This window comes from Listeria grayi DSM 20601 (assembly GCF_000148995.1).
GTDB classification, from domain to species: domain Bacteria; phylum Bacillota; class Bacilli; order Lactobacillales; family Listeriaceae; genus Listeria; species Listeria grayi.
Genome location: NZ_GL538353.1, coordinates 1 through 20,982, shown reverse-complemented (window position 1 = coordinate 20,982; position 20,982 = coordinate 1). Strand labels below are relative to the sequence as shown.

The 20,982-nt window shown below is 41.6% G+C and carries 23 protein-coding genes, 2 rRNA genes and 1 other annotated feature; of the genes, 1 reads left to right on the top strand and 24 read right to left on the bottom strand.

Translation table 11 applies throughout. The features are described from left to right. Positions 1 to 98: 98 nt before the first annotated feature. From HMPREF0556_RS07640 to HMPREF0556_RS07585, 13 genes are all read right to left on the bottom strand, one after another. Positions 99 to 887, bottom strand: coding sequence for a tandem-type lipoprotein (locus tag HMPREF0556_RS07640; protein ID WP_197531927.1), 789 nt, complete (start codon positions 885 to 887; stop codon positions 99 to 101). A gap of 85 nt (positions 888 to 972) precedes the next feature. After that, positions 973 to 1,269 carry a WXG100 family type VII secretion target gene (locus HMPREF0556_RS07635; RefSeq protein WP_040486373.1) on the bottom strand — a complete coding sequence of 99 codons (297 nt, stop codon included), beginning with the start codon at positions 1,267 to 1,269 and terminating at the stop codon, positions 973 to 975. Positions 1,270 to 1,497: 228 nt separating this feature from the next. Then, complete coding sequence (nusG, locus tag HMPREF0556_RS07630; protein ID WP_003757240.1) at positions 1,498 to 2,031, bottom strand: transcription termination/antitermination protein NusG; 534 nt, start codon at positions 2,029 to 2,031, stop codon at positions 1,498 to 1,500. A gap of 127 nt (positions 2,032 to 2,158) precedes the next feature. Beyond that, a complete protein-coding gene (secE, locus tag HMPREF0556_RS07625) occupies positions 2,159 to 2,338 on the bottom strand; it encodes a preprotein translocase subunit SecE (RefSeq protein ID WP_036108387.1) in 180 nt (59 codons plus the stop codon). Between the two features lie 20 nt (positions 2,339 to 2,358). Then, on the bottom strand, positions 2,359 to 2,508 hold the full coding sequence (rpmG, locus tag HMPREF0556_RS13185) for a 50S ribosomal protein L33 (protein ID WP_077904810.1): 150 nt from the start codon (positions 2,506 to 2,508) through the stop codon (positions 2,359 to 2,361). A gap of 96 nt (positions 2,509 to 2,604) precedes the next feature. Further along, positions 2,605 to 3,219 carry an RNA polymerase factor sigma-70 gene (locus HMPREF0556_RS07620; RefSeq protein ID WP_003757234.1) on the bottom strand — a complete coding sequence of 205 codons (615 nt, stop codon included), beginning with the start codon at positions 3,217 to 3,219 and terminating at the stop codon, positions 2,605 to 2,607. Positions 3,220 to 3,312: 93 nt separating this feature from the next. After that, complete coding sequence (locus tag HMPREF0556_RS07615) at positions 3,313 to 3,825, bottom strand: NYN domain-containing protein (protein WP_003757232.1); 513 nt, start codon at positions 3,823 to 3,825, stop codon at positions 3,313 to 3,315. Between the two features lie 3 nt (positions 3,826 to 3,828). Then, complete coding sequence (gene rlmB / locus HMPREF0556_RS07610) at positions 3,829 to 4,578, bottom strand: 23S rRNA (guanosine(2251)-2'-O)-methyltransferase RlmB (protein WP_003757230.1); 750 nt, start codon at positions 4,576 to 4,578, stop codon at positions 3,829 to 3,831. Between the two features lie 14 nt (positions 4,579 to 4,592). After that, positions 4,593 to 4,994, bottom strand: coding sequence for a Mini-ribonuclease 3 (locus HMPREF0556_RS07605; RefSeq protein ID WP_003757227.1), 402 nt, complete (start codon positions 4,992 to 4,994; stop codon positions 4,593 to 4,595). Then, on the bottom strand, positions 4,991 to 6,412 hold the full coding sequence (gene cysS / locus HMPREF0556_RS07600; RefSeq protein ID WP_003757225.1) for a cysteine--tRNA ligase: 1,422 nt from the start codon (positions 6,410 to 6,412) through the stop codon (positions 4,991 to 4,993). Before cysS ends, HMPREF0556_RS07605 begins: the two co-directional genes overlap by 4 nt. After that, positions 6,412 to 7,032, bottom strand: coding sequence for a serine O-acetyltransferase EpsC (gene epsC / locus HMPREF0556_RS07595; protein ID WP_040486650.1), 621 nt, complete (start codon positions 7,030 to 7,032; stop codon positions 6,412 to 6,414). The genes cysS and epsC overlap by 1 nt, the downstream gene beginning before the upstream one ends. A gap of 314 nt (positions 7,033 to 7,346) precedes the next feature. After that, positions 7,347 to 7,581 (bottom strand) — a binding site (T-box leader). A gap of 273 nt (positions 7,582 to 7,854) precedes the next feature. Beyond that, positions 7,855 to 8,703 carry an aldo/keto reductase gene (locus HMPREF0556_RS07590; protein WP_003757223.1) on the bottom strand — a complete coding sequence of 283 codons (849 nt, stop codon included), beginning with the start codon at positions 8,701 to 8,703 and terminating at the stop codon, positions 7,855 to 7,857. 24 nt (positions 8,704 to 8,727) lie between these two features. Continuing rightward, the gene (locus HMPREF0556_RS07585; protein WP_003757221.1) at positions 8,728 to 9,573 is read right to left on the bottom strand and encodes an oxidoreductase; all 846 of its coding nucleotides are present in this window, start codon (positions 9,571 to 9,573) and stop codon (positions 8,728 to 8,730) included. Between the two features lie 105 nt (positions 9,574 to 9,678). On the opposite strand from HMPREF0556_RS07585, the gene HMPREF0556_RS07580 reads away from it, so the two are divergent. Next, a complete protein-coding gene (locus tag HMPREF0556_RS07580) occupies positions 9,679 to 10,059 on the top strand; it encodes a MerR family transcriptional regulator (RefSeq protein WP_003757219.1) in 381 nt (126 codons plus the stop codon). Between the two features lie 38 nt (positions 10,060 to 10,097). Here the strand turns inward: HMPREF0556_RS07580 and gltX are convergent, their stop codons facing one another. The 11 genes from gltX to HMPREF0556_RS07525 form a co-directional block, all read right to left on the bottom strand. Beyond that, on the bottom strand, positions 10,098 to 11,564 hold the full coding sequence (gltX, locus tag HMPREF0556_RS07575; protein ID WP_040486814.1) for a glutamate--tRNA ligase: 1,467 nt from the start codon (positions 11,562 to 11,564) through the stop codon (positions 10,098 to 10,100). Positions 11,565 to 11,580: 16 nt separating this feature from the next. Further along, positions 11,581 to 12,054 carry a 2-C-methyl-D-erythritol 2,4-cyclodiphosphate synthase gene (ispF, locus tag HMPREF0556_RS07570; protein ID WP_003757215.1) on the bottom strand — a complete coding sequence of 158 codons (474 nt, stop codon included), beginning with the start codon at positions 12,052 to 12,054 and terminating at the stop codon, positions 11,581 to 11,583. After that, the gene (gene ispD, locus HMPREF0556_RS07565; protein ID WP_003757213.1) at positions 12,051 to 12,749 is read right to left on the bottom strand and encodes a 2-C-methyl-D-erythritol 4-phosphate cytidylyltransferase; all 699 of its coding nucleotides are present in this window, start codon (positions 12,747 to 12,749) and stop codon (positions 12,051 to 12,053) included. The genes ispF and ispD overlap by 4 nt, the downstream gene beginning before the upstream one ends. A 16-nt stretch (positions 12,750 to 12,765) precedes the next feature. Then, complete coding sequence (locus HMPREF0556_RS07560; RefSeq protein ID WP_003757211.1) at positions 12,766 to 13,842, bottom strand: PIN/TRAM domain-containing protein; 1,077 nt, start codon at positions 13,840 to 13,842, stop codon at positions 12,766 to 12,768. A gap of 111 nt (positions 13,843 to 13,953) precedes the next feature. Beyond that, complete coding sequence (gene radA, locus HMPREF0556_RS07555; protein ID WP_050777033.1) at positions 13,954 to 15,363, bottom strand: DNA repair protein RadA; 1,410 nt, start codon at positions 15,361 to 15,363, stop codon at positions 13,954 to 13,956. A 97-nt stretch (positions 15,364 to 15,460) separates the two neighbouring features. After that, complete coding sequence (locus HMPREF0556_RS07550; RefSeq protein WP_003757207.1) at positions 15,461 to 17,926, bottom strand: ATP-dependent Clp protease ATP-binding subunit; 2,466 nt, start codon at positions 17,924 to 17,926, stop codon at positions 15,461 to 15,463. Between the two features lie 29 nt (positions 17,927 to 17,955). Then, on the bottom strand, positions 17,956 to 18,987 hold the full coding sequence (locus tag HMPREF0556_RS07545) for a protein arginine kinase (RefSeq protein WP_003757205.1): 1,032 nt from the start codon (positions 18,985 to 18,987) through the stop codon (positions 17,956 to 17,958). Continuing rightward, positions 18,984 to 19,502: a UvrB/UvrC motif-containing protein gene (locus HMPREF0556_RS07540; protein WP_003757203.1), complete on the bottom strand. Its 519-nt coding sequence runs from the start codon at positions 19,500 to 19,502 to the stop codon at positions 18,984 to 18,986. Before HMPREF0556_RS07540 ends, HMPREF0556_RS07545 begins: the two co-directional genes overlap by 4 nt. 12 nt (positions 19,503 to 19,514) lie before the next feature. Continuing rightward, positions 19,515 to 19,973, bottom strand: coding sequence for a CtsR family transcriptional regulator (locus HMPREF0556_RS07535; RefSeq protein WP_003757202.1), 459 nt, complete (start codon positions 19,971 to 19,973; stop codon positions 19,515 to 19,517). Between the two features lie 126 nt (positions 19,974 to 20,099). Next, positions 20,100 to 20,215, bottom strand: a 5S ribosomal RNA gene (gene rrf, locus HMPREF0556_RS07530). Positions 20,216 to 20,288: 73 nt separating this feature from the next. Continuing rightward, positions 20,289 to 20,982 (bottom strand): 23S ribosomal RNA (locus HMPREF0556_RS07525); the annotation flags it as partial.

The following is a 20,982-nucleotide window of genomic DNA, read 5'->3' as shown; positions in this document are numbered from 1 at the left end:
TTTACTCGCCTCCATTTGCTTTGAAAAGCCGAAGCTCTTCTTCATAGTGGACGAACTGTTTTTGGTAGTCCCGTCTTTGTCTTTCAACTTGTAATCATTCATTGATCATCCTCCGTATTAGCAGGTTGATAATCAATTGAATCAGTAAAATAATTATCTACCTTTTTATCAAAAGTAAATTCAATATTTTTATATCCAACCGAACCTGAACTACCATCCAAATTTCCTCTACCTTTTAATAACAGAATCGTCTCTTTATCAGTTGGGATTTCATATCGCTTTCTTAATTGTTTCACATTGGGATCATCATTCGTCAATTGATATTCAAGCTCATACATCGGTACTTCGGGATTATACATTTTATCAATATTTTTATATTGATTCAGTTGTTTAAACTCTCCATACTGTACAAAAAATTGAAAGTTCTCTATTTTTTCTCTTAATTTAGGATCAGAAACTGCTTTTACTAAATGAAAACCATTTTCATCGTACGTTACAGGGTATTTTTTCTCATTATTTTCATCTAATTTTTCTTCGTTCGTTGTATCTAGGTAATAATAACCTTTTGCAGTATGTGTATTTCTATTTATACGCAACAACATACCTTCTGTGTGGAGCGGATCCTTTTTTGAAGTACTGATAGACATTTCGGAATTCAAAACCCAAACGCCCTTATCCCCTTTCTCAAACTCATCATCTCGATACCCTTCCATATCATAAAAAGCCTCTAAGTTCTTTGTCGGATACATTGCCAGCACTTTTTCAAAGCTTTGTTCCGTTTTTTCCGCTTTTTCATTTGTACTAGATTCTCCGAATCCACCTAATAAAGTCATTATCGTCATTCCTCCTATCAATATGGATATCACTATTTTTTTCTTCAAATCGATTTCCTCCCGCCTATCATTCCCGTATGCTCTTTTTTATGGAAAAAGCCATACACATTCGTGCATGACTTTTCCAGTTTTGGAAACCTTAATTGAGACCAAAGTTCTGCGATAACTCGCGATCATGGTTCTCCACAGAAGTCGCTGTTTTCTCTAATTGGCCTTGGATCTGGTCGAGTAGATCGGAGAATTGGACGACTTTTGGTTTTAGTTGGTTGAATTGCTCATCAAAACGTGCGAAGGCTTGCCCTTCCCATTCTCCTCGTAATTGTTCTTGTAGATTTTTCAAGTTATTCAAGATCTGATCGATTTCTCGTGCGCTCGTCCCGTATTTCTTGGCGCGATCCCGTAATTCTGCCGGGCTCATTCTGATTTGTCCTGCCATTTCATTCTCTCCTTTGATGTCTGTTTTTACTGTACTCTTGTATTTTAGCACAGCCTGGTGCGAACGAAAGGCGAACGTTTTCTGAACTTTCTGTGACAAAAAAATGAAGCTTGTCATAATTAGATAAAAAGGCCTAAAAATCATAAATTTTATACATATTCTCTTCCCGCTCTTATACATCCCCAACAAAAAAGCAGCCTGCCTAAGCAAGCTGCTTTCCCTATACCATTAGATTTTCTCGATTTGATTAAAATCGACTTCGACTGGTGTTTCTCGGCCAAACATGTTGACCATCACTTTCGCTTTTCCTTTATCATTATCCATCTCATCGACTTTACCGGAGAATTCCGCAAATGGACCTTCTTTTACCATTACCGTTTCGCCGACTTCAAAGTCTGCTTCGACTGTGCGGTCGTTCATTCCCATGCTCTTCAGAATGCGCTCTGCTTCTTCTGGAAGAAGGGCTGTCGGCTTGCTTCCTGCGCCGGCTGAACCGACAAATCCTGTTACACCTGGTGTATTACGTACTACATACCAGGAATCGTCTGTCATTACGATCTCAACTAATACATAACCAGGGAACACTTTGCGTTTCAGTGTTTTTGTTTTGCCGTTCTTCACTTCTGTTTCTTCTTCTTCCGGAACGATAACGCGGAAAATTTGATCCGTCATTCCCATTGATTCGACCCGTTTTTCTAAATTTGCTTTTACTTTATTTTCATAACCTGAATAGGTGTGGACTACATACCAGTTTTTTTCCATTACTTTTTTGGCTGCACCGTTTGCGAGCCATCCTCCTTCATTTTTCTCTCCAAAATAAAAAACCCGACAAAAAATACGGGTCTAACTCAAGGAGTATTATAACACTATTACTTCCCGAAGTACAATACTAGATTACCAATTTGATTAATTGTTCGATACCAAAGTCAATAACCATAAAGAACACAGCAAACAAAATAACTGTAATGATAACTGTTACTGTATATGTCACTAATTCTTTTCTAGTTGGCCATGAAACTTTTCGCATTTCAGAAATGACGTTATGGAAAAAATTTGAAAGTGCAGACATATGAATTACCTCCATTTTAACTATTTTGTTTCGCGATGTAATGTATGCTTATTGCAGTGGCGGCAGAATTTCTTTACCTCTAGTCGAACTTGTTTATTTGTCCCGCTGGCAGTAATGGTATAATTACGCGAACCACACTCTGCACAGGCAAGGGAAGCTTTTCTTTTCATTGAATCATCTAACCCCGCAATCATTTATATACTCATTTTAAGTATATCGCATCACTATTAGTCTACCACTTGTCTCAGATATCGTCAAACTCTTTTTCAATCAAACTGCGCACCCATTTTTTTCTTGATCCGCTGCAGCGCGTTGTCGATCGCTTTGATATTTTTACCGAAATGGTCTGCCATTTCTTGGTAGCTCTTGCCTTCCAAATAGCAGCGCAAGACTTCTTTTTCAAAAGGGCTGGTTACTTTCTCAAGCCGCTCGGCAATATCGATCCGGTCTTCACTTTTCAGCAAATAATCTTCTGGCGTCTGTGCCGCCTGTTCTGAGATCACATCCAGCAACGTCCAATCTAAGCCATGTTCTTCTGTCATCGGAGTATCCAAAGAAAGGGATTGGTTCAGCGGCTGATTTTTTTGGCGCGCCGAACGTTTGACCGCCGACAGCAGCTGTCTGTTGATGCAGATCTCGGCAAATGTCCGAAAGCTGGCTTCTTTGTCCGGGGAAAAGTCCCGAATCGCCTTAAAAAGACCAATCATCGCTTCCTGCAATAGATCATCACGCTCTGCACCTTGTAAAAAATATTGGGTTGCTTTCCAATACATGATTGGCTGATATTTTTGAAAGAAATAATCCAGAGCTTCCGTATCTCCATTTTTAGCAAGGTCGATTCTGCTTCTATCTTCGGCATCACTGCTATTTTGACTACTCACTTTTATCTGACTCCTTTTAATACTTCTCGGCGTTCCAATAAGTATTGATCGTGTGCATCCATTATAGCGACTTGCATGGAAAGGCGTCCATCTTTATTTTTCGCCTCTTCTCCATTTTTCCAGCTGTTCCATCACTTCAAAATCGATATTTAGATCCGTTTTCGGATCACTTTGTTTGATTTTCTTTATTTTCTGACCTATTTTCTTACCCATTTCCTGAATTTCAAAAAGCAGTTCGCGAGATGAGATCCGCAACGCTCCCTGACCGAAAATCGCCCACTGTTCTGTGTAATCAGAAGTTGCAACGATGATCTGGGTCTTGGCATTCTTCCATTCGATTGCTTTGCGTTCGATATATTCATCTGCCGTTTCATCTTTTTTAGTAAACACGATTTCTACTTGATGTTTATTGGTCTTACGTTTTGCTCCGCTGACATATTGCGCATCAAACACGACAACCACGCGATAACCCGTATAGCTCTTATACTCCGCCATCGCCTCTAGCAAACGCTCTCTGGCTGCTTCCAAATTCTGCGCTTTGAGCATACTTAGTTCTGGCCAAGCTCCAATCACATTATAGCCATCTACTAATAAAATATGTTCCACGGATCATCCCTCCAATGGATAACGCTTGCGATAAACTTCATATAATAAAATACTTGCTGCTACCGAAGCATTTAAGGAAGTCACTTTTCCTTTCATAGGAAGATGTACGAGAAAATCACATTTTTCGCGAACCAATCTGCTCATTCCGGCTCCCTCGCTGCCGATTACGATTCCAAGTGGCATATCTACGTCCATTGTCCGATAATCGCTGCTTCCTTTCGCATCCGTTCCGAAGATCCATAACCCGCGATCTTTTAGCACATCGATCGTTTTGTTTAAATTCGTTACTCGTACTACAGGAATATGCTCGATTGCACCAGTAGAAGCCTTGGCAACGGTCTGCGTCAAGCCGACTGAGCGTCTGTTCGGGATAATGATCCCATGGGCACCAACTGCATCTGCCGTCCGCATGATCGATCCTAAATTATGCGGATCTTCTAATTCATCTAATAAAATGAAGAACGGTTGCTCATTCCGGGTACTCGCCCGCTCAAAGAGTTCATCTAGCTCCGCATATTGATAAGCCGATATTTGCGCAGCGACACCTTGGTGAGCGCCTTCTACGACCTTATCGATTTTCTGTTTCGGTACAAATTGGATTTGTAGTTTTCGTTCTTTAGCAAGTGCGATAACTTGCTTCATCACACCTTTTTGAGAAGCTTCCGCAATATAGATTTTTTGGATATCGCGTTCCGACCGCAGCGCTTCTAATACCGGGTTTCTACCGCCGATCCATTCTTGTTCATTTTCCATTTACTTGCCTCTTCTCATTTTTTATTTTCAACTATCTCCCGCGCTTTTTCCATTACTTCTGTTAAACGCGTTTCTTCTTCCGCTAAATGCAGATAGCCTATGACTGCTTCAAAAGCCGTCGATAAGTTATAGATTTTCGGATCGACATTTTTCGGTATACTATACGATTTAGCATTTCTGCCACGCTTCGCATAACTCATTTCTTCTTCCGTCAAAAATCCCGTTTCCATCATTTCTTGTAGGGAAAATGCTTGCCCTTTCGCTGAAACAAAACGCGTAGCTGCTTTATGCAGTCCATTTGGTTTTGTTTTCCCCGAAGCAAGCAGATATTCCCGGATATATACTTCATAAATAGCGTCTCCCATATAAGCAAGCGCCAAGCCGTTCAGCTGTTTAAAATCTTTCACCTTACTCATTCTTCGCCTCGCTTGAAACGTGTGCCATGAGCAGTATCTTCCAAAATGATATGTTTAGAACGCAACAGTTCGCGAATCTCATCAGCACGCTCAAAGTTTCTTTCATTCCGTGCTTTGAGCCGTTCTTCGATCAGTGCTTCGATTTCCTCATCTGCTAATTCAAATGCCTGCTCTGTCTCCAGTTTAAGCCCTAAAACATTGGCAAACAACTGCAACATACTTAGGAATTCGCGTAAAACAGTAATAGATACATCTTCTTCTGCCAAATAAATATTTGCCCGTTTTGCTAGTTCATGAAAAACGGTAATGGCGTTTGCTGTATTAAAATCGTCATCCATTTCATCTTCGAAACTTTGCTTCAATTCTGTAAGCTGTTCCAGCCAGTCCTCCGTTGTTTCTTCATCAGCCACATCTTCTTCAGCATGTTGTATCCGGTAATCAATGTTCTGATAAGCAGTCCGTAAGCGTTCCAAACTATTTTTCGCATCTTCCAATGTGTCTTCACTTAATGAGATCGGATTCCGGTAATGGACAGATAACATAAAGAATCGTACAACATCGGGGGCGTGCTCTGCTAAAACATCATGTAAAGTAATAAAATTCCCCAATGATTTGGACATTTTTTCTCCATCAATGTTAAGAAACGCATTGTGCATCCAATAATTAGCAAATTGTTTTCCAGTCCGTGCTTCTGACTGCGCGATTTCATCCTCGTGATGCGGAAAGATCAAGTCATGACCACCGGCATGGATATCGATCGTATCCCCTAAAAACTTCTGGGCCATCGCCGAGCATTCAATGTGCCAGCCTGGTCTGCCTTTCCCCCATGGACTTTCCCAGTTTATTTCTCCTGGTTTAGCAGCTTTCCACAATGTAAAGTCAAGTTCATCACGCTTTTTATCGGTCGTTTCTACACGGATACCATGCTGCAGGTCCTGCAACGGCTGATGAGAAAGCTTACCATAAGCATCAAATTTTTTCGTTGCGAAATAGACATCGCCCGCCGATTCATAAGCATATCCCTTATCAACTAACGCTTGGATAAAGTCAATGATTTCCTGCATATTTTCCGTCACACGTGGATTGGTCGTCGCACGCGCAACATTTAATTGATCGACATCTTCAAAGAACGCATGGATAAATTTATCCGCCACTTCCGGAACCGTCAAGTCCAGTTCCTCCGCCGCACGGATCAGTTTATCATCCACATCTGTAAAATTAGATACATAATTAACATCATATCCCCGATAAGTCAAATACCTTCTGACTGTATCAAAAAAGATAATTGGTCTAGCATTACCAATATGAATATAGTTATAAACAGTAGGACCACATACATACATACTGACTTTCCCGTTTACTAATGGTTTAAAAACTTCCTTTTCTCTTGTGAGTGTATTAAATAATTGTAAGGCCATTATTTACGCTCCTTCTCTTCTAATAGTCGCTCGATTTTTCTCTCTAATTCATTTACCCGTACTAATAAACTGTCAATATCCGGTTCCGCATGCGCTACCCGTCTACCGTTCAAACGCACGACTTTCGCCGGCACCCCTACTACCGTTGCATCTGGCGGAACATCCTTCAAGACCACCGCACCTGCACCGATTTTAGAATCTGCTCCAAGCACGACAGGCCCGAGCACTTTGGCTCCTGCGGAAATAAATACTCGATCACCGACCGTTGGATGTCTTTTCCCAATATCTTTCCCTGTTCCGCCTAGCGTAACCCCATGAAAAATCACAACATCATCGCCGATTATAGCTGTTTCGCCAATAACTACCCCTGCACCATGATCAATAAAAAAACGTCGCCCGATCTCCGCGCCAGGGTGAATCTCCACATTTGTAAAAAATCTTGCAAATTGAGAAATGACCTTCGCGAATAACGGCATTCGATGCGTATAAAAAAAGTGCGCTACCCGATGCCACCATAACGCATGTAGACCTGGATTCGTGATGACAGCATCCCAAAAACCTCGGGTGGCTGGGTCATTCTTATTGATTGCTTCTGTATCTTCTTTTAAACGGTTAGGCACTGTGCGTTCCTCCTTTGGTTTTGCTGGGGGGCTGGGTTGGTTTGTGTGATTTTTTATGGATATGTGCTGGTGAATCGCTTTGTTTGGACGGGAAGTATGGATTTCATAAGTCTTTGTCCTATGAATATTGCACCTGTAACTCGCTTTGCTCGAATAGGGGATATGGTTTTCATAGGACTTTGTCCTATGAATATTGCACCCGTAACTCGCTTTGCTCGAATCGGGAAGTATGGTTTTCATAGGACTTTGTCCTATGAATATTGCACCCGTAACTCGCTTTGCTCGAACGGGTGCAACAAAAAAGACGCCCTCTATACAGAGACGTCTAGCGCGGTTCCACTCTGTTTGAGTTGCGTCTCTTCGTTTTACATTCAGACAGCTTCTCCAACTTTAAGGCATTGTAACGGGTGGCTTCCGTCTAAGGATACTTTGATTTCCCCTTAGAATTCAAGGACGCATTTCAAAAGCATTTCACTGAACTGCTTCCAGCCTGTGGCAGTTCTCTCTATAAGTTTCGGGCTTTTTACTTCTTCCTATCTACACTTTGACCAGGATTAATAATACCTTTATTATAACAGCTGAAATGCAATATGCAACTAAAAATTCTTTCTGTTGGCTGTGGATTGGGATCCTTTTTGGGGTTAGGGGGGGGCGTGTTTTATATGTCTTTGTCTTATGAATATTGCACCTGTAACTCGCTTGGCTCGAACGGGGATATGGTTTTCATAGGACTTTGTCCTATGAATATTGCACCCGTAACTCGCTTGGCTCGAACGGGTGCAACAAAAAGGAAAGTTCGTAATGAACTTTCCTTCGAATGCTTTAAATGTTGTCCAATGTTTCGATTTCTTCTGCTGAGAGTGTGATCTCTCCTGCTGCGATGTTTGATTTTAAGTGGTCAATGGAAGAGGTTCCTGGGATAGGAAGGATAACGTCGGATTTTTGTAGTAACCATGCTAATGCGATCTGTGCCGGTGCTGCGTTGTGTGCTTTAGCGATTTTCACTAGTGATTGTTGGCTGTCGTTTGTCAATTCCCCTGTTGCGAGCGGGAACCATGGAATGAATGCGATGTTGTTTTCTTCTGCGTATTTTAATACTTCTTCATCCGCACGGTCAATCAAGTTATAGCGATTTTGAACAGAAGCGATCGGTGCGATTTTTTGTGCTTCTTTCAATTGGTCGACCGTAACTTGCGACAATCCGATATGTCTGATTTTGCCTTCTTTTTGCATGTCTGCTAACACACCAACTTGTTCTTCGATCGTGTAGTCAGGATCGATCCGATGCAACTGCAGCAAGTCAATTTTTTCTAAGCCTAATGAAAATAGGTTCAATTCGACTTGTTGGCGTAAATAAGCAGGATTACCTAGCGGAGTCCATATGTTTGGGCCTTGGCGTGTATTCCCTACTTTTGTTGCAATAACTTTCTTTTCTTCTCCGTTATATTCTTTCAATGCTTTTTTTACATATAAATTAGCATAAAATGGTCCGTAAGCATCCGCAGTATCTATGAAATTGATTTCACTTTCCAACACCGCTTTTAATACATCGACTGCTTTTTCCGGATCTTTATACGGTCCAAAAACGCCTTCGCCTGTAAGTTGCATGGTTCCATAACCTAACCGATTAACTTCTAATCCATCTGAAAATGTAAATGTCTTTTTCGTCATTTTACTTTTCCTCCTCTTTCGATTTTATTTCCAAAAATCTTCGTCACCATAATCGACATGATTAGATACTTCTTCCCAATCTGCCAAATCTGACAACACCTTTTCTACCTTTGCATGCGCACGCTTAAAGGCATTTTGTCCCATGAGAAAGTGTAGCGGGGCATTTTCGCTCTCAACAGCTTTTATCATTGCCTTGGCAGCAAGTTCCGGCGAACCAGTTTGTTCTCCAGAAAAGCCGTGTGTCCGTTCAATATTAGCGCGTGCAGTAGTTTTATAGTCATCGATCTCCACTTTCGTTTCGACGGAAGACCCGCCAGCCCATTCAGTACGAAAAGGTCCTGGCTCTACATTTGTCACTTTGATACCAAGCGGCTCTAGTTCTTTTGCCAACGCAGCCGCAAAACCTTCTACCGCAAATTTCGTTGCATTATAATAACCAAACCCCGGTGAGCCGTCCAAACCACCGATAGACGTAATATTTAGGATATGGCCTTCGCGTTGTTTTCTAAATTGAGGTAAAAAAGCCCTCGTTATATTACTTACACCCCAGAAGTTAGTTTCAAACATTTGGCGTACATCTGCAACATCACTTTCTTCAACCGCGCCAAAGTAGCCATAACCTGCATTATTAACCAAAACATCAATTCGTCCGAAGCGTTCTAATGTTGCTTGAACAGCTGCGTCCACTTGTTTTTCATCATTTACATCAAGTGGAAGAGCCAATCCATTTTCATTTCCGGCGATAGCTTCCTCTGCTTTTTCTATTTTTCGAGCCGTAGCCACGACAGAATAACCTTGTTCCAGCAATTCCTTCGTAAGCTCTTTTCCAAATCCGGAAGATGTTCCCGTGATAAACCAAACTTTTTTCATAGTGGATCACCTCAACCTTTCTCATTTGTTTTTCAACTACAGATTGAGTATAATACCTTATAGTTACTAGAAGGCAAGTATCTTTTTCTAAAAGGAGGAAAAATTATGTATACGATTAAAGAAGCCGCCGAAAAAGAAGGTTTAAGTACTTATGCACTGCGCTTTTATCATGATAAAGGCCTTTTGCCAGCTGTGCAGCGCGATGCAAATAATAATCGTGTTTTCACTGAAAAAGATCTTATTTCCATACATTTTGTCAAGTGCCTTAGAAATTCAGGAATGCCTCTAAAACAAATCAAACACTACATGACATTAGTCGTAGACGGCGACAAAACAATCGCCGAGCGGTTAGAATTATTGAAAGAGACACGAGAATTCGTATTGGATCAGCAAAAGAAAATCGCCGAAGAATTGAAAACACTAGAACGAAAAATCACAAATTACGAGCATACTTTGGTTTCCAACGGCGATACCAGCTGTAAATAAAAAAACGATCTTTCTTTAATCGAAAGATCGTTTTTATTTTATTTATTCAACCAACTATGAAGACGTTTCAATACCTTTTCTTTGCCTAATACTTCAATAGCAAGAGGTAATTCAGGACCGTGCATTTCCCCTGTTGTTACGATTCGAATCGGCATGAACAATCCTTTTCCTTTTACAGATGTTGCTTTTTGAACCCGTTTGATAGCTGCTTTGATCTCAGCTGCTTCAAAATTTTCCAATTCTGCCACTTCTTTTGCAAAAGCATCAATCACGACAGGAACAGTTTCTGCCTCTAACACTTCTTGTTCTTCCGCATCAAAGGTAACTTCATCAGTAAAGAACATCTCCGACAATGGAACGATCTCTGCTCCGTAACTCATTTGCTCATGGTAAAGCGAAACTAATTTATTGACCCATTCGGCTTCTTCCGCCGTCAACTCCTTAGAAACAACACCTGCTTCTTGCAAATGAGGTAAGGATAATTCAACTACTTTTTCAAGCGGCAAAGCTTTCACATATTGATTGTTTACCCATGTCAGCTTAGCTTTATCAAATAATGCCGGAGACTTGGACAAACGATTTTCATCAAATATCTTGATAAACGCTTCTTTCGAGAAAATCTCTTCTTCTCCTTCAGGCGACCAGCCAAGCATAGCGATAAAGTTGAATAATGCCTCTGGTAAATATCCAAGATCACGATATTGCTCGATAAATTGGATAATGGAACCATCGCGCTTGCTTAGTTTTTTTCTACTTTCATTGACGATCAATGTCATATGGCCAAATACAGGTGGTTCCCAGCCAAAGGCTTTATAGATCATCAATTGTTTTGGCGTATTGGAAATGTGATCATCACCACGCAACACATGCGAGATCTCCATCATATGGTCATCCACTGCTACAGCAAAGTTGTACGTAGGAATTCCGTCTTTTTTAACAATGACGAAGTCGCCAATGCCGTTTGAGTCAAAGGATACTTCATCTTTTACAATATCGTTAAACGTAATTGTTTCATCAGCAGGAACTTTGAAGCGGATACTAGGACGAATTCCTTGTGCTTCTTTTTCAGCTTGTTGTTCTTTAGTCAAGTGACGACATTTTCCGCTGTAACGAGGCATCTCGCCGCGCGCTTTTTGTGCTTCTCGTTCTGCATCCAATTCTTCTTCTGTACAGTAACATTTATACGCTAAACCTTTTTCCAACAATTCTTCAATCAGCGGATTGTAAATATCTGCACGCTCGGATTGGCGGTATGGTCCGTACTTCCCAGGAACATCGACACCTTCGTCCCATTCTACGCCGAGCCATTTCAAATTGTTCATTTGGCTTTCTTCTCCGCCTTCAACATTACGTTTTGCATCTGTATCTTCAATCCGGACGATAAAGTCCCCGCCGTGATGTTTCGCAAATAAATAATTGAATAAAGCTGTACGTGCATTCCCTATATGCAAAAAGCCAGTTGGACTTGGTGCATAACGCACCCGTACTTTTTTTGATCCTTCCATCATACAAACACTCCTTTTATTTTTCCAATAAAACTACAGCTAGACTTGCGATCCCTTCTTCTCGACCAACAAATCCCATCATTTCCGATGTCGTAGCTTTAACATTTACTTGGTCTAATTCTGCTCCTAAAAGCTCCGCGATATGTTCACGCATTGCCTTGATGTAGGGAGCCATTTTTGGTTTCTCTGCAATGACCGTACAGTCTAAATTTCCTAATTGGTAGCCATCCTGCTGGATCTCTTTCCAAATGATCGAAAGTAGCTGACTAGAATCAGCATCTTTATACTGGTCATCCGTGTCAGGAAAAAAATACCCAATATCGCGCTTACAGACAGCACCTATAATAGCATCTGTGATGGCATGAAGCAATACATCTGCATCACTGTGCCCTAAAAGTCCAAGCTCATGAGGAATCTCAATCCCGCCAATAATCAACTTGCGATTTTCAGCTAATTGATGAACATCATAGCCTTGTCCGATTCGGATCATGCTCTGTCACCTCTCCTTGCCTTCAGAATAGCCTTTGCGATGACGATATCATCAGGAGTAGTCAGCTTGATATTGTGATAGCTTCCTTCCACCATTTCAACACGTTTACCAATATATTCGACTAAACTTGCGTCATCTGTACCTAAGTATTTTTCCTTTTTCGCTATCTTATGTGCCAACTTGATAACGTTTGGCTGAAACCCCTGTGGAGTCTGGACTTGCCACAATTCACTTCGGTCAGGTGTTTCGACTACTACACCTTGCTTTACCCGTTTGATCGTATCTTTAGCAGGGACACCGCAGATCACAGCATCACTCTGTGTTAAGCATATCAGAATTCGCTCGACGACTACTTTATCGAGAAACGGTCTGGCACCATCATGGATAAGGATCGGGCGTTCACCAGAACAGTGATCCAACCCACAGCCCACACTCCACTGCCTTTCTGCCCCGCCGGAAACGAGGGTAATTCGGTCGCTGTAAGTTTTCATGTCCCTTTTTAAAACAGAACGCAATTCTGATTGTTCCTCTTCTCGACAAACAAGAATGATCTGCTTGCATCGTTCATCTGCCAAAAACAGGGCAAGACTATGCATAAAAAGCGGCTTCCCGCCAATTTCCAACCAGATCTTGTTCTTTTTCAACTGCATCCGTTTTCCTTGACCTGCAGCTAATAAAATCAATTCATACTCCATATCGCGGCTCCGTTTATCAAACTGGCTTTGCAAAAATCATTCTTCCAGCTGAAGTCTGCAGTACACTTGTCACTTCAACTTGTTTGGTTTCATTGATAAATTTACGTCCTTCTTCTACGACGATCATTGTTCCGTCATCTAAATAAGCAACACCTTGATTATGTTCTTTCCCGTCTTTAACGATCAATACAGTCATCTTCTCGCCCGGCAACACTACAGGTTTCACAGCATTGGCAAGATCATTGATGTTAAGTACCGGAACATTTTGGAACTCACAGACTTTATTCAGATTATAGTCGTTCGTGACTACGATTCCATCCATTAATTTCGCAAGTTTGATCAATTTACTATCTACTTCCGGGATTTCTTCAAAATCCCCATCATACATCTCTACTGCGATCGTTGGATCTTTTTGGATTCGATTCAAGATATCGAGCCCTCTTCTTCCCCGCGTGCGTTTCAATGTATCAGAAGAATCAGCGATATGCTGGAGCTCCGCTAAAACGAATAATGGGATAACGATCGTGCCGTCTAAAAATCCTGTTTGTAGGATGTCGGCAATTCGTCCGTCAATAATAACACTTGTGTCCAAAATTTTATATTTCTGCCCAAATTTTTCAGTTTTTTCTTGTGGTTCTTCTGCTGCTTTTTTCTTTGTCATCCGATTACTGAATAAGTTGACCAACTCATTTTTTCTGCTGTTCCCCACTCGGAAACCTAAATATCCTAAAACAAGGGTCAAGAGAATCGGAACGATAGAATTGATAATTAGTATTCGTGTTTGGCTAAGCGCATTTCCAACTAAATAGGCGATGATCAACCCAACGATCAAGCCTAATCCGCCGTAAATCAATGTAGAACCTGAGATTCCTGTCAATTTTCTCTCTAACCAGTTAAATGCGGCTTCGATATATTTCACCGCCCAGAAAGTAATAAGATAAAATATAAGTGCACCAATCAAAACATTTGTATAAGGGTTATTAAGGAAAATCTGATTCTCGAGGCCGAGCGCGCTCCAAAGATAAGGCAGCTCTACAACGCCCAATGTAGCTCCAATCAAAATCAGGCATATACGAATGACCCATTTCAACATGTTATTTTCCTCCTTTCTTTTCTATAAAATAAATTACAGTTTGCGATACAGTAAACGCACTTCCATTCTACACCATAAAAATGCTATACCGCAAATTGTAATCAAGATTTTTTATTTCGGTAGTGCTTTTATTAATGCTTGCGTAATCGTATCTACTCCGATGATCTCAATGCCTGCAGGAACTTTCCAGCTTCCTTCATTGTTGCTTGGGATAAAAATACGTTTAAACCCTAATTTTGCTGCTTCTTTTACGCGTTGCTCGATTCTCGACACTCGGCGTATTTCTCCAGTCAATCCGACTTCCCCGATAAAACAATCTGTGTTATTTGTCGGTTTATCCCGATAGCTGGATGCAATGCTGATAGCAATTGCCAAATCGACTGCCGGTTCGTCCAATTTCACACCGCCAGCTGCCTTTAAATACGCATCTTGGTTCTGCAGCATCAGTCCTGCCCGTTTTTCTAAAACCGCCATGATCAAAGAAACTTTATTATGATCAAGTCCCGTTGCCATACGTTTCGCATTTCCATACATGGTTGGGGATACAAGTGCTTGTATCTCTACTAATACTGGCCTTGTGCCTTCTAATGAAACCACAACAGTCGATCCCGAAGCGCCTTCTAAACGTTCTTCGAGGAAAACTTCTGAAGGATTCGCCACTTCTACTAAACCGACATCGCGCATCTCAAATATGCCCAGTTCATTTGTAGAACCAAAACGATTTTTCACAGCCCGTAAAATTCGGTAAGCATGGTGGCGCTCACCTTCAAAATACAGCACTGTATCTACCATATGTTCTAATAAACGAGGCCCAGCGATCGCGCCTTCCTTCGTTACATGACCAACAATAAAGATAGCAATGTTTTGTGTTTTAGCGATCTGCATCAATGCTGCCGTACACTCTCGAACTTGTGAAACGCTTCCGGCAGCACTCGTAACATCGGGATGGTAAATGGTTTGAATGGAATCGATAACGACAAATTCCGGTTTGACAAACTGGATCGTATCTTGGATGGCCTCTAAGTTGGTCTCTGCAAATAGATACAGATTGTCTCCTGACACTTGCAGGCGCTCTGCACGCAGTTTTGTTTGCCGTACAGATTCTTCGCCGGATATATAAAGGACTTTTTTCCCTGATACACTTAGTTCTGCTGAAACTTGCAGAAGAAGGGTAGATTTCCCTATCCCGGGATCGCCACCTACCAAGATCATTGATCCGACAACTACTCCACCACCTAATACCCGGTTCAGTTCCGGCATTTTCGTCATGATCCGTTCTTCTTTCTCACTTGCTACTTGATTGATAGGAGTAGCTTTTGCTGGTTCCCCAGCTGTATGTGAAAAGGTTGCGCGGCCTTTTTTGCTTGGCGTCAGCGCTTCTACCATTTGATTCCATTCTCCGCAGCTCGGACATTTCCCCATCCATTTCGGGGATTCATAGCCGCAATTATTGCAGACAAATTTTGTTGTTTTTTTTGCCAAAGTATTCGCCTCCCATGATGCTATTTTAACACAGATCATGCGTTCGTATTTGTTTTTTTCTAAAATCGTTTTTTCAACGCTGATTATGTATTTAAAGGGCCTTTTCCTGATTTTCAAGGAAAAGGCCCTCCTAATGTTATTTTGTTTTTACCTGTTTAGCAGCCTTTTTAGTAGCAGGTGCTTTCTTATTTGTTCTTACTTCCAGTTCGCCAGCTTTTACGCCGATCTCTACCGCATCGCCGACAACGATTTTTCCGCGAAGCAGTTCTTCGGAAAGTCTATCCTCGATGTTGCGTTGGATAGCCCGTTTCAGCGGACGTGCTCCATATTCAGGATCGTAGCCGTCTTTGGCGATTTTTGCTTTTGCGCCTTCTGTCAACGTAACATGGATATCTTGAGCCGCAAGACGTTTCGTCAATTGTTTTGTCAGCAGCGTGACGATTTCTTTCAATTCTTTATCCTGTAAAGCATGGAAAACAATTGTTTCGTCAATCCGGTTGATAAACTCTGGACGGAAAACTTGTTTCAATTCTTGCAAGACGCGTTGTTCCATTGCTTTATGATCTTTCCGTGGATCTGTGACCAAAAAGCCAACCGATTTATCTTGTTGCATTTCACGCGCACCGACATTCGATGTCATGATGATAACGGTATTTCGGAAATCGACTACACGGCCTTTGGAATCTGTCAAACGGCCATCATCTAAAACTTGAAGCAACATGTTGAATACATCTGGATGTGCTTTTTCGATTTCATCTAATAGGATGACCGAATAAGGTTTTTGACGAACTTTCTCTGTCAGCTGTCCGCCTTCCTCATAACCTACATATCCTGGTGGCGAACCGACCAAACGAGCAGTGGAGAATTTTTCCATATACTCGGACATGTCGATTCGGATCATAGCTTCTTCATCGCCAAACATCGACTCAGCCAATGCTCTAGCTAGCTCTGTTTTACCGACCCCAGTTGGGCCTAAGAAGATAAAGGAACCAATTGGGCGCTTAGGATCTTTGAGTCCTGCTCTCGCACGTCTTACAGCCAAGGAGACTGCTTTAACAGCACTTTCTTGACCGATGACGCGTTGGTGAAGCAATTTCTCCATATTTAGCAACTTATCGGTCTCAGTTTCTGCCAATTTCATCACAGGAATTCCTGTCCAGCTAGCAACAACTTCTGCCACGATATCCTCGGTTACCTCATTATGATCCATTCCTTGCTTTTGCTGCCATGTCGATTTTGTTTTTTCTAGTTCTTTTTTCAGTTTTTGTTCTTTATCACGAAGCGAAGCAGCCTTTTCAAATTCTTGGCCTTGGACAGCTGCGTCTTTTTCTTTTTTCAATTCTGCAAGTTCTTCTTCCATTTGTTTTACATTAGATGGCGTTGTATAAGCTTTCAACCTTACTTTAGAACCAGCTTCATCGATAACATCGATTGCTTTATCTGGTAAAAAGCGGTCCGAAATATAGCGGTCGGATAAGCGTACTGCAGCCTCTAATGCGGAATCCGTGATGGCAACACGGTGATGTGCTTCATAACGATCACGCAGACCGTGCAAGATTTGAATCGACTCATCCACAGTTGGTTCATCTACTTTCACGGGTTGGAAACGACGTTCTAACGCAGCGTCTTTTTCAATGTACTTGCGATATTCATCTAAAGTAGTGGCACCAATGCATTGTAGTTCTCCGCGAGCTAGTGGCGGCTTCAAGATATTTGACGCATCGATTGCACCTTCTGCTCCACCAGCACCGATCAATGTATGAAGTTCATCGATAAACAGGATCACGTTCCCTGCTTGTCTGATTTCATCCATTACTTTTTTCAAACGATCTTCGAATTCACCACGATATTTTGTGCCGGCTACCACAGTACCCATATCAAGTGTCATGACACGTTTTCCGCGAAGAGTTTCCGGAACTTCATTTTTAACGATTTGTTGTGCTAAGCCTTCAGCGATCGCGGTTTTACCAACACCAGGTTCCCCGATCAATACTGGATTATTCTTCGTTCTTCTGCTCAATACTTCGATCACGCGCTGAATTTCCTTTGCACGCCCGATCACTGGATCCAAGTTTTCTTCTCTTGCGATCACAGTCAGGTCTCGTGCCAAGCTGTCTAATGTTGGGGTTGCTTGTGTATTGGTTTGACGGCCTGCACTTGCAGCATCACTACTACCTAACAGCTGCAAGACTTGTTGTCTTGCTTTATTTAGACTAACGCCTAAATTACTTAATACCCGAGCTGCTACTCCTTCACCCTCACGGATCAGCCCCAATAAGATATGCTCCGTACCAACATACGTATGACCTAATTTTCTAGCTTCATCCATAGAAAGTTCGATTACTTTCTTAGCCCGAGGTGTATATTGGATTGTCGTCACGGTTTTATCGCCCTCACCGATCAATGCCTCTACTTCTTGTTGTACTTTTTCAGAACTTACTTCTAACTCATATAAAGCCTTGGCAGCTATTCCTTCGCCTTCTCTTACTAATCCTAGTAAAATATGTTCTGTACCAAGATTGCTGTGTTTTAACCGGATAGCTTCTTCTTGGGAAAGTGCAAGAACCTTTTGCGCTCGTTGTGTAAATCTTCCAAACATCATAATGAATTCCTCCTTAATGTTACGTTCAATTATGATTCATTTTTTTCTAATAAATCTCTTATGACTCTTGCACGAATTACCTTCTCTTCAAAATCATTCAAATCATGTCCAGCTGCTTGTCGCAAAAATGCTGGTTGCGAGAATATTACCAGTTCGTTCACTTTTTCGCGAGTAATATGCTCAAGATACCCTAATTCTACGCCTAGTCTTAAATCAGAAATCGCATCTGAACTTTCAGCTTCTGTAATCATCCGGCAATTTTCAAGCAGTCCATACGCTCTAAAAATACGATCTTCTAACGCGATATGATATTTTTGCTTGAGCATTGTTCGTGCCACTCGTTCCTGCATAATGACTTGCATAACGATCTCCGTTAAATCTTCAATAATTTCCAATTCCGTTTTTCCTAGAGTGACTTGATTGGAAATCTGAAAAATATTACTGGATGGCAGACTGCCTTCTCCATACATTCCTCTTACCACAAAGCCAAGGTGCCTAATCGCTTCGATCATTTTTTTTATCTGTTTTGTTGTCACAAGCCCTGGAAGATGTACCATAGCAGAAGCTCTTAGGCCAGTCCCCACATTTGTAACACAGCTTGTCAGATAACCAAACTGTTCATCATACGCAAAACCCAATTTTGCTTCCATTTCATTTTCGATTTGAAGTGCTTTTTCTAAAGCCTCTTCTAAATTCAATCCTGAGACCATACTCTGAATCCGGATATGGTCTTCTTCATTGATCATGATACTAAGATTCTGTTTTTCATTGATAGCAACCGCACCATGCTCGCTTTTACTCATCAAGTAAGGACTGATAAAGTGCTTCTCTACAAGTAATGCTTTTTCCAGCATTTGCATATCATTCATCTTCAACAGTTGAAAACTTTCATCAAGGCTACCAAATACGGAATCAATAGTTTGCTCTTTTTGCAAATAAACTGGAAACACTTTATTCGGAAGGTTTCTCGCAATTCTCACACGAGAACTTAAGACTACATCACTTTCTTCGCCTCGAGCTTCTAACCAAGTATTTAAACGGGGTTCAAAGAAGTTTGTCATCCAGCATCCCCTCCCTTGAGCACTTTAATTTGATCTCTTAACAAGGCAGCCTCTTCAAAAGCTTCTGATTCGATCGCTTCTTGCAGCTTTCTTTTCAACGCCTCGATCTGCTCTATAATATCAGCTTGTTTTGTAGTTGCAATCGGCCTTTTCCCAACGTGCTGCCGATAACTATTTTGTACTTGGCTTATATAGGGCAGCAAGTTTTCCCGAAAGGCTTCATAACATTGTTCACAACCGAGTCTATTATTAGCAACAAATTCGGAAAAAGCTAACCCGCAGGATGGACAACTTTTCTCTTCACTGTGAGTATGTTGTTTGTTTTGTAATAAAGACAACATTTGCAATGTGAAATCAGTATAAGTATCCACAATTTCAGAAAATTTTTCAGATGATTGCAGTTGATTTTTTGCGGCACACGATTCGCAAAGATACAATGTTTTGCTTTGTCCTTCATTATTTATTTGTTTAATAACCACAACTGCTTCATTTTTACCACAATCTTCACACAGCATTAGCTCACCTCGTTAATCATATTTTAGCGCAACCAACATTGATTCTAAAATGCGACTCCGTAAAATATCTCTATCCGGTAATGGCAAAATCAGAACATCTCTATCTAAAGCAGATAAAATGATTCTTGCTTCTTTCTTATTGATAACACGTTCTTCTAACAGACGGAAAATAACATCTTCCGCAAAAGATTGAGAAACTTTTTTGTCATGCAACATTGCAATAATAGCTTCTAAAAGTTGTAATTTATCATTCATTTTCACTTTTATGATTCGGATATAACCGCCACCACCGCGCTTGCTCTCTACAATATATCCACGCTCCATCGTAAAGCGTGTATTAATAACATAGTTTATTTGCGAAGGAACACATTCAAACTTATCAGCAACTTCACTACGTTTTATCTCGATTGCTTCGTTGTTTTCTAAGACTTGTTTCAAATATGCTTCGATAATATCTGATATATTTTTCAACGGATAGACTCCTTTCTTAACTTTGACTAACTTTGACTTTAATTATACTAAATTTAGAAGAAACGCACAATAAAAAGCTCTTTAAAACAAAATAAAAAGCCTAGAAATATCTAGACTTTTCAAGGTGCCCGGCAGCGACCTACTCTCACAGGGGGAAACCCCCTACTACCATTGGCGCAGAGAAGCTTAACTACCGTGTTCGGGATGGGAACGGGTGTGACCTTCTCGCCATAACTACCAGACAATATAAGAGAAAAACATTCTCTCAAAACTAGAGAAGAAAGATTGTAAAGTTTTCACCGATAATCATTTTTATTGGTTAAGTCCTCGATCGATTAGTATTTGTCCGCTCCATATGTTGCCATACTTCCACTCCAAACCTATCTACCTGATCATCTTTCAGGGATCTTACTTTCCGAAGAAATGGGAAATCTCATCTTGAGGGGGGCTTCACGCTTAGATGCTTTCAGCGTTTATCCCTGCCGCACATAGCTACCCAGCGATGCTCCTGGCGGAACAACTGGTACACCAGCGGTGCGTCCATCCCGGTCCTCTCGTACTAAGGACAGCTCCTCTCAAATTTCCTGCGCCCGCGACGGATAGGGACCGAACTGTCTCACGACGTTCTGAACCCAGCTCGCGTGCCGCTTTAATGGGCGAACAGCCCAACCCTTGGGACCGACTACAGCCCCAGGATGCGACGAGCCGACATCGAGGTGCCAAACCTCCCCGTCGATGTGGACTCTTGGGGGAGATAAGCCTGTTATCCCCGGGGTAGCTTTTATCCGTTGAGCGATGGCCCTTCCATGCGGAACCACCGGATCACTAAGCCCGACTTTCGTCCCTGCTCGACTTGTCAGTCTCGCAGTCAAGCTCCCTTGTGCCTTTACACTCTGCGAATCATTTCCATCCATTCTGAGGGAACCTTTGGGCGCCTCCGTTACTCTTTAGGAGGCGACCGCCCCAGTCAAACTGCCCACCTGACACTGTCTCCCCACGCGCTAAGCGT